The sequence below is a fragment of the Labedaea rhizosphaerae genome (assembly GCF_004362825.1).
Lineage (GTDB): Bacteria > Actinomycetota > Actinomycetes > Mycobacteriales > Pseudonocardiaceae > Labedaea > Labedaea rhizosphaerae.
The window spans coordinates 238,529-253,198 of sequence record NZ_SNXZ01000003.1 but is presented as its reverse complement, the minus strand read 5'-3'; the positions used below and the strand labels follow the sequence as shown (position 1 = coordinate 253,198).

General features: G+C 71.5%; 15 protein-coding genes. 14 read left to right on the top strand and 1 reads right to left on the bottom strand.

Translation table 11 applies throughout. The features are described 5' to 3' along the window. Nucleotides 1–31: 31 nt before the first annotated feature. From EV186_RS18155 to EV186_RS18090, 14 genes are all read left to right on the top strand, one after another. Nucleotides 32–1,324 (top strand): MATE family efflux transporter, encoded by a 1,293-nt coding sequence (locus EV186_RS18155; RefSeq protein WP_243754125.1) that lies wholly within the window; start codon nt 32–34, stop codon nt 1,322–1,324. 62 nt (nt 1,325–1,386) lie between these two features. Next, nucleotides 1,387–2,697, top strand: a complete 1,311-nt coding sequence (locus EV186_RS18150) for an MFS transporter (protein WP_243754124.1) — start codon at nt 1,387–1,389, stop codon at nt 2,695–2,697. A 124-nt stretch (nt 2,698–2,821) separates the two neighbouring features. Beyond that, nucleotides 2,822–3,667, top strand: coding sequence for a tRNA pseudouridine(55) synthase TruB (truB, locus tag EV186_RS18145; RefSeq protein ID WP_243754202.1), 846 nt, complete (start codon nt 2,822–2,824; stop codon nt 3,665–3,667). A 65-nt stretch (nt 3,668–3,732) separates the two neighbouring features. Beyond that, nucleotides 3,733–4,674 carry a bifunctional riboflavin kinase/FAD synthetase gene (locus tag EV186_RS18140; RefSeq protein WP_133850514.1) on the top strand — a complete coding sequence of 314 codons (942 nt, stop codon included), beginning with the start codon at nt 3,733–3,735 and terminating at the stop codon, nt 4,672–4,674. Nucleotides 4,675–4,795: 121 nt separating this feature from the next. Then, the gene (locus tag EV186_RS18135; protein ID WP_133850513.1) at nt 4,796–5,275 is read left to right on the top strand and encodes an XRE family transcriptional regulator; all 480 of its coding nucleotides are present in this window, start codon (nt 4,796–4,798) and stop codon (nt 5,273–5,275) included. Beyond that, nucleotides 5,276–5,782 carry an RNA 2',3'-cyclic phosphodiesterase gene (gene thpR, locus EV186_RS18130; protein ID WP_133850512.1) on the top strand — a complete coding sequence of 169 codons (507 nt, stop codon included), beginning with the start codon at nt 5,276–5,278 and terminating at the stop codon, nt 5,780–5,782. It begins immediately after the preceding gene. A 138-nt stretch (nt 5,783–5,920) separates the two neighbouring features. Further along, on the top strand, nt 5,921–6,190 hold the full coding sequence (rpsO, locus tag EV186_RS18125; RefSeq protein WP_133850511.1) for a 30S ribosomal protein S15: 270 nt from the start codon (nt 5,921–5,923) through the stop codon (nt 6,188–6,190). 238 nt (nt 6,191–6,428) lie between these two features. After that, nucleotides 6,429–8,663 (top strand): polyribonucleotide nucleotidyltransferase, encoded by a 2,235-nt coding sequence (locus EV186_RS18120; RefSeq protein WP_133850510.1) that lies wholly within the window; start codon nt 6,429–6,431, stop codon nt 8,661–8,663. Between the two features lie 107 nt (nt 8,664–8,770). Then, on the top strand, nt 8,771–10,087 hold the full coding sequence (locus EV186_RS18115; protein ID WP_133850509.1) for a M16 family metallopeptidase: 1,317 nt from the start codon (nt 8,771–8,773) through the stop codon (nt 10,085–10,087). A gap of 16 nt (nt 10,088–10,103) precedes the next feature. Beyond that, nucleotides 10,104–10,868 carry a 4-hydroxy-tetrahydrodipicolinate reductase gene (gene dapB / locus EV186_RS18110; RefSeq protein WP_133850508.1) on the top strand — a complete coding sequence of 255 codons (765 nt, stop codon included), beginning with the start codon at nt 10,104–10,106 and terminating at the stop codon, nt 10,866–10,868. Further along, nucleotides 10,865–11,503 (top strand): RibD family protein, encoded by a 639-nt coding sequence (locus EV186_RS40025; protein ID WP_133850507.1) that lies wholly within the window; start codon nt 10,865–10,867, stop codon nt 11,501–11,503. Before dapB ends, EV186_RS40025 begins: the two co-directional genes overlap by 4 nt. After that, nucleotides 11,496–11,927, top strand: coding sequence for a cytidine/deoxycytidylate deaminase family protein (locus EV186_RS40020; RefSeq protein ID WP_133850506.1), 432 nt, complete (start codon nt 11,496–11,498; stop codon nt 11,925–11,927). The genes EV186_RS40025 and EV186_RS40020 overlap by 8 nt, the downstream gene beginning before the upstream one ends. 42 nt (nt 11,928–11,969) lie before the next feature. Then, a complete protein-coding gene (locus tag EV186_RS18095) occupies nt 11,970–12,563 on the top strand; it encodes an RNA polymerase sigma factor (protein ID WP_243754123.1) in 594 nt (197 codons plus the stop codon). Then, nucleotides 12,560–13,807, top strand: coding sequence for a hypothetical protein (locus EV186_RS18090; RefSeq protein WP_133850504.1), 1,248 nt, complete (start codon nt 12,560–12,562; stop codon nt 13,805–13,807). The genes EV186_RS18095 and EV186_RS18090 overlap by 4 nt, the downstream gene beginning before the upstream one ends. A gap of 3 nt (nt 13,808–13,810) precedes the next feature. Here EV186_RS18090 and EV186_RS18085 read toward each other — a convergent pair whose 3' ends face one another. Next, nucleotides 13,811–14,317, bottom strand: a complete 507-nt coding sequence (locus EV186_RS18085; RefSeq protein WP_208115672.1) for a hypothetical protein — start codon at nt 14,315–14,317, stop codon at nt 13,811–13,813. Nucleotides 14,318–14,670: the final 353 nt, after the last annotated feature.

Below are 14,670 nucleotides of genomic sequence, written 5' to 3'. Positions count from 1 at the left end.
ATGCCCTGAGTGCACCTTACTGGGAGTTGCTGTGACGCCGGTCCGCACCGTGCTCGGGCTCGCCGTGCCCGCGCTGGGCGTGCTGGCCGCCGAGCCGCTCTACCTGCTCGTCGACACGGCCGTGGTCGGGCACGTCGGGGGGCTCGCGCTCGGCGGGCTCGCGGTGGGCGCCGTCGTCCTCGCGCAGATCTCCACGCAGCTGACCTTCCTGTCCTACGGCACCACCGCCCGGGCGGCCCGGCTGCACGGCGCGGGCCGGCGATCGGACGCGGTCGCCGAGGGTGTGCAGGCCACGTGGCTCGCCTTGTCCGTCGGCCTGGTGCTCCTGGTCGCGGGCGAACTGCTCGCCTGGCCGGTCGCGCGCCTGCTGGCCGGCAGCGAGGAGGTCGCCGCCGCGGCGGTGAGCTGGCTGCGCATCGCGGTGCTCGGCATCCCGATGATCCTCATGACCATGGCCGGCAACGGCTGGATGCGCGGCGTGCAGGACACCGTGCGCCCACTGCGCTACGTGCTCGCCGGCAACGGGATCTCCGCGATCCTGTGCCCGGTCCTGGTGCACGGCCTGAGCTGGGGCCTGACCGGCTCGGCCATCGCCAACGTGACCGCGCAGGTGATCTCGGCGGGCTTTTTCGTGCGGGCCTTGCTCGCCGAGGGTGTCTCGTTGCGGCCCAATGGGCGCACGATGCTGGCCCAGCTCGGCCTCGGTCGCGACCTGGTGTTGCGCAGCCTGGCCTTCCAGGCCTGCCTGATCTCCGCGACCGCGGCCGCGGCGCACACCTCGACCGCGGCGGTCGGCGCGCACCAGGTCGTGTGGCAGCTCTGGTCGTTCCTCGCGCTGGTGCTCGACTCGCTGGCCATCGCCGCGCAGTCGTTGGTCGGCGCGGCGCTCGGCGGCGGGGACGACCGGTCGGCCAAGGCGCTCGCGTGGCAGATCACGCGGTACGGGTTGTGGTTCGGCATCGCGCTCGGCGTGGTGTTCGGCGCGCTCGCCGGTGTCCTACCCGGACTGTTCACTTCGGACGGTGGCGTGCTCGCCGAGATCCCGCAAGCCTGGTGGTTCTTCGTTCTGCTGCAACCGATCGCGGGCGTGGTGTTCGCGTTGGACGGGGTGCTGCTGGGCGCGGGGGACGCGGCGTTCCTGCGCACGGCGACCATCGGCTCGGCGCTGCTCGGCTTCCTGCCGTTGGTGTGGCTGTCGCTGGCGTTCGACTGGGGCCTGCCCGGAATTTGGACGGGGTTGGCGGCGTTCATGGTGTTGCGCTTCGCTGCGGTGGTGTCCCGCACGCGATCCGGCCGCTGGGCGGTCGTCGGCGCCGTGCGGTGACCGAGGACACGCTTAGCGTTGCTAACGATCATGCCGCGGCCATCGATGCCCGTAGCGGAGAAGTGTCGAGGGAAAGGATCGTCATCATTCGTCGCCCATGGGTCATCTGGGCAGCGGCCGTCACCGTCTACGTGCTGGCCGTGTTCCACCGCACCTCCCTCGGCGTCGCGGGCTTGCAAGCCGGCGAACGCTTCCACCTCGGGCCGACCGCGCTCAGCGTCTTCACGGTGCTGCAGATCGGCGTCTACGCGGTGATGCAGGTCCCGACCGGGCTGCTCGTCGACCGGTTCGGCCCGCGCGCCGTGCTCACCGTCGCCGCCGTGTTGATGGGTGCCGGTCAGATCCTCTTCGCCGTCGCCACCAGCTACCCGCTCGCCCTGGCCGCCCGCGCGGTCCTCGGCGTCGGCGACGCGATGACGTTCGTCAGCGTGCTGCGCCTGGTGGCCGCGCACTTCCCGGCCGCGCGGTACTCCCTGGTCGCACTCCTCACCGCCGCGCTCGGCGCCGGCGGCAACCTGGTTGCGACGCTGCCGCTGACCGGCCTGCTCGGCACCGTCGGCTGGACCACGACGTTCGCCCTCACCGGCGCGCTGACCGCGGGCTACGCGCTGGTGGTGCTGCTGCGGGTGCGGGACGTGCCGCACGGCCAGCCGGTGGAGCGCTCGTCCGGGCCGCTGCGCGCGGTGCCCGCGACGGTGCGGGGCACCTGGCGCGTGCCCGGCACCCGGCTGGGCTTCTGGGTGCACTTCACCACGATGTTCGCGCCGACCGTGCTCGGGCTGCTCTGGGGCTTCCCGTACCTCGTCGAGGCCCAGGGCCTGTCCAAGACCGCGGCCAGTTCGGTGCTCGGCGTGCTCGTGCTGACCACCGTCGTCGGCAGCCCGGTGATCGGGCAGCTGATCACCCGCAACCCGCACCACCGCATCCCGATGGTGGTCGGCTACCTCGGGATCGCCGCCGTCACCTGGGCGGTGCTGCTCGGCTGGCCGGGCGGGCACCTGCCGGTGCCGGTGCTCACCGTGGCGTTCAGCGTGCTGGCCTTCGGCGGCCCGATGTCCGGCATCGGCTTCGCGCTGGCACGGGACTACAACCCGATGCACCGCGTCGGCACCGCGACCGGCGTGGTGAACCAGGGCGGCTTCCTCGCCATCACCGTGTCGGCGTTCGCGATCGGCGTGCTGCTGCAGGCGTCGGGGTCCTACCGGGTGGCGTTGCTGTCGGTGGTCGTGTTGCTGCTGCTGGGTTCCTGGCGCTGCCTGGTGTGGTGGCGGCGGGCGCGGGCCGAGGTGTTCGCGGCGGAGTCGCGTGGCGAGCAGGTCCCGGTGCGGATCCACCGCACCCGCTTCGACGCGCCCGTGCCTGCTTGCGCCTGACCGGCACATGGCAGGATTCGCGGTCGTGCCTCAGCATCGGCCACCCCGAACCCCGGAACGCCTGGAAACCCCGAAGCGGACAGCTGTGCCGCCGGGCCTCGTCGTCGTCGACAAGCCCGAGGGGATGACCTCGCACGACGTCGTCGCGCGGGTGCGCCGGATCATGGGCACCCGCAAGGTCGGGCACGCGGGCACGCTGGATCCGATGGCGACCGGCGTGCTGGTGCTCGGCATCGAGCGCGCGACCAAGCTGCTCGGCCACCTGGCCCTGGACCGCAAGACCTACCTGGCCTCGATCCGGCTGGGCGCCTCGACCACCACCGACGACGCCGAGGGCGAGGTCCTGTCCACAGCGGACAAAGCCGCGCTGGACGCCGTGCCCGACGACGCCGTGTCGGCCGAGGTGGCCAAGCTCACCGGCGACATCCTGCAGGTGCCGAGCGCGGTCAGCGCGGTCAAGGTCGACGGCAAGCGAGCCTACGCGCGGGTTCGCGCGGGTGAGCAGGTGGAGCTGCCGCCGCGGCCGGTGACGGTCTACCGCTTCGACGTGCTGGGCGTGCGCCGCACCGAGGACGCGATCGAGCTGGACGCCGTCGTGGAGTGCTCGTCGGGCACGTACGTGCGGGCCTTGGCGCGTGACCTCGGTGGCGCGCTGGGCGTCGGCGGGCACCTCGCCGCCCTGCGCCGGACCACCGTCGGCCCGTTCGACCTGCGCGCCGCACGCACGCTGGAGCAGCTCGAGGCGAAGCCGGAGCTGTCCTACGACCTGGACGCGGCGGTGGCGGCGGCGTTCCCGCGCCGCGAGCTCGACCAGCTGGAGACGGTCGCGGTGGCGCACGGCAAGGTGCTGCCGGCCGCGGGGATCGGCGGCGTCTACGGCGCCTTCGCCCCGACCGGCACCGTCGTCGCGCTCATGGTCGACGAGGGCCGCACGGCCAAGACCCGCGTGGTGCTGGCCCCCGCGGGCTGAGCGGCTCGGTGGCCGTGGTCGCGCCCACACGCCCGACCACGGCCCGGCGTAATAAGGTCAATCTCGTGCAGCGATGGCGTGGGCTCGACAACCTGCCCGGTGGCTGGGGGCGCTGTGTCGCCACCATCGGCGTTTTCGACGGGGTGCACCGCGGTCACCAGGCCTTGATCGGCCGCGCGGTGCAGTTGGCGCAGGAGCGCGGCCTGCCGAGCGTGCTGGTCACCTTCGACCCGCACCCGTCCGAAGTGGTCCGCCCGGGCAGCCACCCGGCGCAGCTGACCACCTTGCGGCGCAAGGCGGAGCTCGTCGAGCAACTCGGCGTGGACGTGTTCTGCGTGCTGCCATTCACCGCCGAGCTGTCCAAGGTGCCCGCCGACGAGTTCGTGCACGAGTTCCTCGTGGACAAGCTCCACATCTCCGCGGTCGTGGTGGGCGAGAACTTCACGTTCGGCCACAAGGCGGCCGGCACGGTCGAGCTGCTGGGCACCCTCGGCAGCCGGTTCGGGTTCGTGTCGCAGGGAGCGCCGCTGGTCACCGCGGACGCGGGCATCACGTTCTCGTCCACCTACATCCGGGCGTGCATCGACGCGGGCGACGTCGTCGCCGCCGAGGCGGCGCTCGGCCGGCCGCACCGGCTCGAAGGCATCGTGGTCCGGGGCGACGGGCGCGGCCACGAGCTGGGCTTCCCGACGGCCAACCTCTCCATGCCCCGCTACGCGGCCGTCCCGGCCGACGGCGTCTACGCGTGCAAGTTCGTGGTGCCGGACGGGAAGGAACGCGAGGCCGCCGTCTCGGTCGGCACCAACCCGACCTTCTCCGGTCGCGAGCGCCGCGTCGAGGCCTACGTGCTCGACGTCGACGAGGACTTCTACGGTCAGCGGGTGGCCCTGGACTTCGTGGCCCGGCTGCGTGGCATGGAGAAGTTCCCGGACAGCGCCGCCCTGGTCGAGAAGATGCACGACGACGTGGCGCGGACCAGGGCGCTGCTGGCCGAACGCGGTCGGTGAACCGCGGGTCACCCGGTGCAGATGCGAACACGTGCCCGAATCGCCCGACGCTCCCGCCGGTTACTGGCAAGATGCGAATCCAGCGGCCCACGACCAGGCCCGCTCAGGGGAGAGGCGCACCGTGGAGGAACACAAGATCGTCCAGCGGAACCTCGCGCTGCAGCGCGAGTGGTACGGCGAGCCGCTTGGTGACCGGGTCCGCAGGTTGGTCGTCGCGTTCGACGTGTCGCAGGCGAACCTTGCCGAGGTGCTGGGCATCAGCGCACCCATGCTGAGCCAGGTCATGAGCGGTCGCCGCGCCAAGATCGGCAACCCGGCCGTGCTGGCCCGGCTGATCATGCTCGAGCGCAAGGTGCTCACCCCCGCCGTCGCGTCCGGGCGCAAGGAGGAACTGCAGAAGGCGCTGGACGAGGTGCGCGAGTCGCGCCCGACGGTGGGCCGGGACTCGTTCCCGCTCGACGCCGGCCGTTCCGACCGCGCCGCCATCCTGGCCCTGCGCCGGATCTCCGACCCGGCCGAGCTGACCGAGGCCGCCGAACTGCTCGACGACCGGTTCCCCGAGATCGCCGACCTGGTCCGCCGCGCCGCGAAGACCCCCTGAATGGCGCGTCTTTTCACCGCCCTGGTGCCGCCCGAGCCGGTCCTCGACGACCTGGCCGCGGCCCTGGGCCCGCTCGACTCGCCCCTGCGTGCGGAATCCCGCGCAGGCTGGCACATCACCCTCGGTTTCTACGGCGACGGCGACGATCCCGTCGCCCGCACCAAGTGGCTCGTCCAGGCGGTCGACGGCCTGGCCGCGCCGCGGCTGCGCCTGCACGGGTTCGGCACGTTCCCCAAGGTCGGCTGGGCCGGCGTCGAGGCCGACGACGCCCTGGACCGGCTCGCGCGGGCAGCCGGCGCGGGCGTCGAGCGGCCGTACAAACCGCACCTGACGCTGGCCCGCTGGAAGCAGGAGGAACAAGAACGGGGTCGCGCCGCGTTGGAGTCACTGGAGGGTTACTCCAGTCCGTGGTGGGTGGCCACCGAGGTGGTGCTCATGGCGAGCACGCGCACCGCCGAGGGGGCGGTGTACACGCCGGTCGCCCGGTGTGTCCTCAGTGGCGTCTGACCGCTGTGAACGGGCGATCACACGCCTGCTACCCTCGGTGTTTGGGTTCGGCTGCGGTCCGTGGCGGCCGATACCGTCTTCCCTCCGGCAACCGCCCGTGAGGGGCCGCACGGAACATCAACAAGAGGAGAACAACGGGTGGCACTGTCCCTCGACGAGAAGAAGAGCATCCTCACCGAGTACGGCGTCCACGAGAAGGACACCGGCTCGCCGGAGGCGCAGGTGGCGCTGCTGACCAAGCGGATCAGCGGCCTGACCGAGCACCTCCGTGAGCACAAGCACGACCACCACTCGCGACGGGGCCTCCTGCTGCTGGTCGGCCGTCGCCGCCGGCTGCTGGACTACCTGAAGAAGGTGGACATCGAGCGTTACCGGTCGCTGATCCAGCGGCTCGGCCTGCGCCGATGACTTGGAGGGGGAGTGGCCAGCGGGTCGCTCCCCCTCATCGCATAATCGACAAGACCTAAGACCGAAACACAGGGCGCGCGCCGCCATGCCGCGGGGAACGACTTCCGCCGGTCCTCGGTAGTGGTTCCCGGGAGAGACAAAACCCCGGGGACTTCGATCGAAGACCGGCCTCGTCGCAGGCGAGCGGAACCCACACACCGCATGGCACCGCGCTGCCCGCCAAACGAGGAGTTACTGCATGACAAGCACCGAATCCACGGTGCACGAGACGACCGCCGTCATCGACAACGGCCGGTTCGGCACTCGTACCATCCGCTTCGAGACCGGGCGCCTGGCCAAGCAGGCCGCCGGCAGCGTCGTGGCCTACCTCGACGAGGAGACCATGCTGCTGAGCGCCACCACGGCGTCGAAGCACCCGAAGGAGCACTTCGACTTCTTCCCCCTGACCGTGGACGTCGAGGAGCGCATGTACGCCGTGGGTCGCATCCCCGGCGCGTTCTTCCGCCGTGAAGGCCGTCCGTCCACGGACGCGATCCTGACCTGCCGGCTCATCGACCGCCCGCTGCGCCCGTCCTTCGTGGACGGCCTGCGCAACGAGATCCAGGTCGTGATCACCGTGCAGAGCCTGAACCCGCAGGACCTGTACGACGTCGTGGCGATCAACGCCGCGTCGGCGTCCACCCAGATCTCCGGCCTGCCGTTCTCCGGCCCGGTCGGCGGCGTCCGTGTCGCCCTCATCGAGGGCCAGTGGGTGGCGTTCCCGACCCACGAGCAGCTCGAGAAGGCCGTGTTCGACATGGTCGTCGCGGGCCGTGTCGTCCCCTCCGGCGACGTCGCGATCATGATGGTCGAGGCCGAGGCCACCGAGAACGTCATCGAGCTGGTCGGTGCCGGCGCGCAGGCGCCCACCGAGGAGGTCGTGGCGTCCGGCCTGGAGGCCGCGAAGCCGTTCATCAAGGTGCTGTGCGAGGCGCAGTCGCAGCTGGCCGCCGCGGCGGCCAAGGAGACCCGCGAGTTCCCGGTGTACCCGGCCTACCAGGACGATGCCCTGGCCGCGGTCACCGAGGTCGCGTCGGCCGACCTGGCGGCGGCCCTGGCCATCGCCGGCAAGCAGGAGCGCGAGTCGCGCATCGACGAGATCAAGGCCGGCGTGCTCGAGACCCTCGGCGCCCGCGAGGAGTTCACGGACCGCGAGAAGGAGCTGGGCGCGGCCTTCCGCTCGCTGAACAAGAAGCTGGTCCGCCAGCGCATCCTGCGGGACAAGGTGCGCATCGACGGCCGCGGCCTGACCGACATCCGGGCGCTGTCCGCCGAGGTCGCCACGGTGCCCCGCGCGCACGGCTCGGCGTTGTTCGAGCGCGGCGAGACCCAGATCCTGGGTGTCACCACGCTGAACATGCTGCGCATGGAGCAGCAGATCGACTCGCTGTCGCCGGAGACGCACAAGCGCTACCTGCACCACTACAACTTCCCGCCGTTCTCCACCGGTGAGACCGGCCGCGTCGGCTCGCCGAAGCGGCGCGAGATCGGCCACGGCGCGCTCGCCGAGCGTGCCCTGGTGCCGGTGCTGCCCAAGCGCGACGAGTTCCCCTACGCGATCCGGCAGGTCTCCGAGGCGCTGGGCTCCAACGGCTCGACGTCGATGGGCTCGGTCTGCGCGTCCACCCTGTCGCTGCTCAACGCCGGTGTGCCGCTGAAGGCGCCGGTCGCGGGCATCGCGATGGGCCTGGTCTCCGACGAGGTCGACGGCGAGATGCGCTACGTCGCGCTGACCGACATCCTCGGCGCCGAGGACGCGTTCGGTGACATGGACTTCAAGGTTGCCGGCACCAAGGAGTTCGTGACCGCGCTGCAGCTGGACACCAAGCTGGACGGCATCCCGTCCGAGGTGCTCGCGGCCGCGCTGTCGCAGGCCCGCGACGCCCGGTTCACCATCCTCGAGGTCATCGCCGAGGCGATCGACAGCCCCGACGAGATGAGCCCGTTCGCGCCGCGCGTCACCAGCGTGAAGATCCCGGTCGACAAGATCGGCGAGGTCATCGGCCCGAAGGGCAAGATGATCAACTCGATCACCGAGCAGACCGGTGCCGACATCTCCATCGAGGACGACGGCACGATCTACGTCGGCGCCTCCGACGGCCCCTCGGCCGACGCGGCGATCGACATGATCAACGCGATCGCCAACCCGCAGCTGCCGAAGATCGGCGAGCGCTTCCTGGGCACCGTGGTCAAGACCGCGGCGTTCGGCGCGTTCGTCTCGCTGCTGCCCGGCAAGGACGGCCTCGTCCACATCTCGAAGCTGGGCAACGGCAAGCGCATCGGCAAGGTCGAGGACGTGGTGAAGGTCGGCGACAAGCTCCGCGTCGAGATCGCCGACATCGACCAGCGCGGCAAGATCAGCCTCGTCCCGGTGAAGGAAGACGAAGCCGAGAAGCCGGCCGACGCCCCGGCCGAGGCACCCGCCGAGGCGTGACGAGCACGATCCAGGTGTGACAAGCAGGTTCGAGCGCGGTCGCGGGCACGTCCCGCGGCCGCGTCTCGCTTAGCGGGGCACGGGGACATGAACAAGACAACGGGCTCATGAACAAGACAACGGTCCTGGAACGGGCCGAAGGCGGCGTGGTCAAGCGCACGGTGCTGCCCGGCGGGCTGCGGGTGATCACCGAGCAGGTGCCGGGCGTGCGTTCGGCGTCGGTCGGCATCTGGGTGGGCATCGGCTCGCGCGACGAGCCGGCCAAGGTCGCCGGAGCCGCGCACTACCTGGAACACCTGCTGTTCAAGGGCACCAAGAAGCGCGACGCGGCCCGGATCGCCGAGGAGATCGACGCGGTCGGCGGCGAGCTGAACGCGTTCACCGCCAAGGAACACACCTGCTACTACGCGCACGTCCTCGACGAGGACCTGCCGCTCGCGGTGGACCTGGTGTGCGACGTGGTGTTCGACGCGCTGCTCACCGAGCGCGACATGGAGATCGAGCGCGGCGTCGTGCTCGAGGAGATCGCCATGCGCGACGACGACCCCGAGGACCTGCTGCACGACGCGTTCTGCACGGCGTTGATGGGCGAGCACGCGCTGGGCCGGCCGGTGCTGGGCACCGAGGAGTCCATCACCGGCATGACCCGCACGGCGTTGAACGGCTTCTACCGGCGCCGCTACACGCTGCCGAAGATGGTGCTCGCGGTGGCCGGCAACATCACCCACACCGACGTGCTCCGGTTGGCGCGCAAGGCTTTGGGTGATCGCCTCGCCGGTTCCGGCGCGCCCGAGCCGGTGCGTGCCGGCCGGGCCCGGATGCCACGCGGGCCGCGGTTGGTGCTGCACAGCGACGACACCGAGCAGGCCCACCTGATGGTGGGCGTGCGTGCCCTCGACCGGCACGACCCGCGGCGCTGGACGTTGAGCGTGCTCAACGCGGCGCTCGGCGGCGGGATGAGCTCGCGGCTGTTCCAGGAAGTGCGGGAACGGCGCGGACTCGCCTACCAGGTCTACACCTCCGTCGCGTCCTATGCGGACACCGGGCACCTGTCGGTCTACACGGGCTGCCAGCCCGACCGGCTCGGCGAAGTGTCCAAAGTGGTCCGTGAGGTGTTCACCGAGGTGGCCGCGCACGGCCTGACCGACGCCGAGATCGCGCGGGCCAAGGGCCAGCTGCGTGGCGGGCTCGTGCTGGGTCTGGAGGACACCAGCTCGCGGATGTCGCGCATCGGCAAGGGCGAGCTCGCCTACGGCGACTACCTCACCGTCGAGCAGACCCTGGACCGCATCGACGCCGTCGAGGCCGGTCAGGTCGCCGCGCTGGCCGGCGAACTGCTCACCCGGCCGCTCGCCGGGTCGGTCGTGGGACCCTACGCTGACCTGGGTGACGTGCCGGCCGAACTGACCGATGTGGTCGGCTGATCGGAGGAGGGCAGAGATGACACGAACTGCTGACGATCCGATCCGGGTCGGCGTGCTGGGTGCCCGCGGCCGCATGGGCGACGAGGTGTGCCGCGCCGTCGACTGCGCGCCCGACATGGTGCTCGTGGCCAAGGTGGACGACGGCGACAAGATCGGCGAGGTCGTCGACGCGCACGCCGAGGTCGTCGTCGACTTCACGCACCCCGACGTCGTGATGGCGAACCTCGAGTTCTGCCTGGCCAACGGCGTCCGGTGCGTGGTCGGCACCAGCGGCTTCGACACCGCCCGCATCGACCAGGTGCGGCAGTGGCTCGGCGACGAGCCGGAGCTGGGCGTGCTGATCGCGCCGAACTTCGCGCTCGGGGCCGTGCTGACCATGCGCTTCGCGCAGCTCGCGGCCCGGTACTACCCGACCGTCGAGATCATCGAGCTGCACCACAACCGCAAGGCCGACGCGCCGTCCGGCACGGCCGCGCACACCGCGCGGATGATCGCCGCCGCGCGCAAGGACGCGGGGCTCGGCGAGATCCCCGACGCGACGACGTCGGCGGCCGACGGTGCCCGCGGCGCCTCCATGGACGACGTGCGCGTGCACTCGGTACGCCTGTCCGGGCTCGTCGCCCACCAAGAGGTCCTCTTCGGCGGTGACGGCGAGACGCTCACCATCCGCCACGACTCCCTCGACCGGTGTTCGTTCATGCCCGGGGTGCTGCTCGGTGTGCGGAAAATGGTGCAGCGCAACGGACTCGTGGTCGGTCTCGAGAACCTGCTCGACGATTGAGCCGTCCCTACGTCCTGTTGTCGGCCGCCTGTTCCGTGGACGGCTACCTCGATGACGCCTCGCCCCAGCGGCTGGTCCTCTCCGACGACGCCGACTGGGCGCGCGTGGCTCGCCTGCGGGCGTCGGTCGACGCGATCATGGTTGGCGCACAGACGATCCGTGCCGACAACCCGCGCCTGGTGGTCGGCGCCAAGGGCGGCCCGAAGAAGGTGACGGTCACCGCGAGCGGTGACCTCGACCCCGACGCGCGCTTCTTCACGTTGGGTGCCACGGAAAAGCTCGTCTACGCCGCCGATCCCGCCAAGGTCGCCGCGCTGGCCGAGCTGGCGACGGTCGTGCCCGCCGGGGATCCCGTGGACTGGCCGTGGCTGCTCGACGACCTCTTCGAGCGCGGCGTGCGCCGGCTCATGGTGGAGGGCGGCGGCACGCTGCACACGCAGTTGCTCACGGCGGGTCTCGTCGACGAGATCCAGCTGGCGGTCGCGCCGCTGTTCGTCGGCGACGCGAACGCCCCCAGGTTCGTCGGGCCCGGCGCGTTCCCAAAGGGACGGATGCAACTCGTCGACGTGGCGAAGGTGGGGGACATGGCGGTGCTGCGCTACCTGCTCGGCAGCGAAGGCGGCTCCGGTGGATGACCGCGAACTGCTGGCCGCGGCGGTCGCCCTCGCCGAGCAGTGCCCGCCGTCGATGACGGCGTTCTCGGTGGGCGCGATCATCGCCGCCCCCGACGGCACCGTGCTGGCCACCGGCTACTCCCGCCAGCACGACTCGCTCGACCACGCCGAGGAAGCGGCGCTCGCGCAGGTGGACGCCGACCTCGCGGGTGCGACGATCTACAGCTCGCTCGAGCCCTGCGGCCGGCGGGCGTCGCGGCCGCACACGTGCGCGGAGCTGATCCTGGCCTCGCCGATCCGCCGCGTCGTGTTCGCGATGCGCGAGCCGGCCACGTTCGTCGAAGCCACCGGCGCCAACCTGCTGCGGGCGGCGGGGTGCGCGGTGGTGGAGCTGCCCGACCTGGCGGACGGGGTGCGGCGGACCAACGCCCACCTGCTCGGCTGAAACTCGATGCAACACCCGCGCCGCCGCGGCAAGGAGCAGGGTGTGAGGACCACTCCCAACGCGGCGCGGCGCCGCGGCGTGTTGCCGAGCGATCCGGACCCGGCGCTGTGCCAGGGGATCGCCGCGGGCGACCAGGCCGCGTTCGAGGTGCTGTTCCAGCGGCACATGAAGGCCATCTGGAACTACGCGCACCGGCTGACCGGGTCGTGGAGCGAAGCCGAGGACCTGACCTCGGCGACGTTCCTGACCGCGTGGCGCCGCCGTGACCAGTTCCGCGTCGTCAACGACAGCGCGTTGCCGTGGCTCTACACCGTGGCCCGCAACATGGCTCGCACCCACCACCGCGGCCGCCGGCGTTTCCTCAAGGCGCTGCCCTTGCTGGCCGAGCCGGACGACGAGCGCGACCACGCCGACGAGGTGAGCGCCCGCATCGACGACGACCGCCAGGTCCGCCGGGTGCGGGAGGCGTTGCCGCGGCTGCCGGCCGCCGAGCGCGAGGCCGTCGAGTTGTGCCTGCTCGCGGGGCTCACCGCCGCCGAGGCGTCGGTCGTGCTCGGCCGCGCCGAGGCGAGCATCCGTTCCCGTCTGTCCCGGGCGAAATCCCGGCTGCGCACCATCCTGGGGGTGCAATCATGATCGACTTCGATGAGCGCGACGTCCCCGCGGACGTCCGCGATCGCATCACCGACACCGTCCACCGCGGGATGGCGGAGCCCACCCGGCGTGGCCTGCGGATGCCGCTGGCTGTCGCCGCGGCGGTCGCGGTGCTCGCCGTGGCCGGCGTGGTGACGGCGTTGACAGTGCACAACCGCGCCGAGCAACTCCCGGCCGGGCCCGCCAGTTCCACCCCGACCGCCAAGACGGAAGCCGCCGACGAGCTCGACCGCTGCTGGAAGGCCGTCGTCGCCGAGGGGAAGCAGGGGGCCTTCCCGGCCCGGTCGACGTGGACGACCGTGCAACGGCAGCCGAGCACCAGCGCCAACGTCACCGCCCTGCGCGCTGGTGGCAAGACGTTCTTCTGCATGACCACCAAGGCCACGGTCACGGTGACCGACCCGAACGCGAAGGTCGCCGTCGTGCCGGGTACGCGGACCCGGGTCGCGCTCGTCGACGACAACGGCTGGATCCTCGCCGTCGGGATCGACCCGAACGCGACCGGCGTGATGGTCAGCACCGGGCAGGGTTACGAAGTCGGCGCCCCGGCCGTGGACGGCATGTTGGTCATCCAGGTGGAACCGCGACGCGACCTCGAAGCCAACGCCCGGTTCGTGGGTGACAACCGGGTCGAGTACGACGTGCCCAAGAAGATCCCGCCGGTGCCCGCCCCCGCGGTCGAACTCGTGGACCGGCCGCTGCCCGCGCCTGATCGCACGTCCGCCGACGGCAAGCGGCTCGGCAACTGCCTTGCCAACACGGGCTGGACCAAGGCGTACGCCGACCAGTGGCAGCCGGGTGTGTCCGTCGAGGACGGCCAGTGGTACGCCGAGCTGGCCACCAGCAAGGACCAGTTCGGGCTGTGCGTGCACACCGAGCACGCGGGCCGGCAGGGGCAGTTCGACTTCAGCCCGCTGGCCCCGGTCCCGGCGACGACGAAGCCCCGGTACCTGTTGCTCGACCGCAGCACCTACGCCGTCGGGCACGGCTTCCACCAATTCGCGGTCGGCACCGCACCGACCGGTGCCCAGGCGGTGACGGTGACGACCAACGACGGCACCGCTCACCCGGCGGTCGTGCACGACGGTCTGTGGGCCGTGGTGTTGCCCGCGACGGATCCCGACCAAGCCCCCGCGCAGGTCCCGTCGACGGTCAAGTCGGTCATGGTCAAGGACGCGGCGGGCGTGGTCATCTACGACGGGCCGCCGGTCGTGGTCCGTGGCTAGGCACTAGCTCCACCAGCCGGCGAGCAGGGCGGGGGCGGCCGCGAGCAGCGTGAACCGGATGGTGCGCCCCAGGATGCCGGTCGTCAGGAACAGGGCGACCGGCATCCGGCCGGCCCCGGCCAGCACGGTGGTGGCCAGCAGCGGCGGCAGCCCGGTCACCGAGCTGACCGCGTAGCTGCCGAAGAGCCACTTCGGGTGCTGCAGGCACCGCTCCCGCACCCCGTCCACGGCCGATCGGATGCGCTTGCGCAGCAACTGCATCCGGTGGCGGCGCGCCGACAGCGGCCGCTCGCGGCGGAACAGCCGGGGCAGCCGGATCGAGCCGCGCGCGGCCAGGAAGAACGGCACCTTGCCCAGCAGCTGGCCGATCCCGGCGGCCGCACCGATCGCGAGCACCGGCAGCGCCGGGTGCAGGGCCATCAGCCCGACCACGAACACCTCGACGCTGACCAGTGGCAGCAGGGCCGACCCCGCCGCCACCGCTACCGTCAGAAGCACCGTCGCGATCACGGTGTCGACGCTACGGACGGTGAGCGCCCGGCACAGCGGGGTCAGGACCCGGATCGAGGTGGGGCTAGCCCCACCCCTGCGCCCGCTTGGCGCAACGGCCACTTCGTGGCTACGGCATCCGAGTGAGAACTGCGCTCTTCGGGGCAGTGAAGTTGATCCGTTCGGCTGGATGCCGATGGTGACCTGCGCCAAGTACCGTGCGAGATTGTCGGTTCGTTACCAATCTCCGTCTGATCGCGTGAAAGTCCAACCCCTGCTACCGACGATCCGCGACCCGAGGGCACCGGGGAGAACCGAGGACGACCCGCACCGAATCCCCCGCGGTGCGGATCGGCCTTGCCCGCATGCGCTCG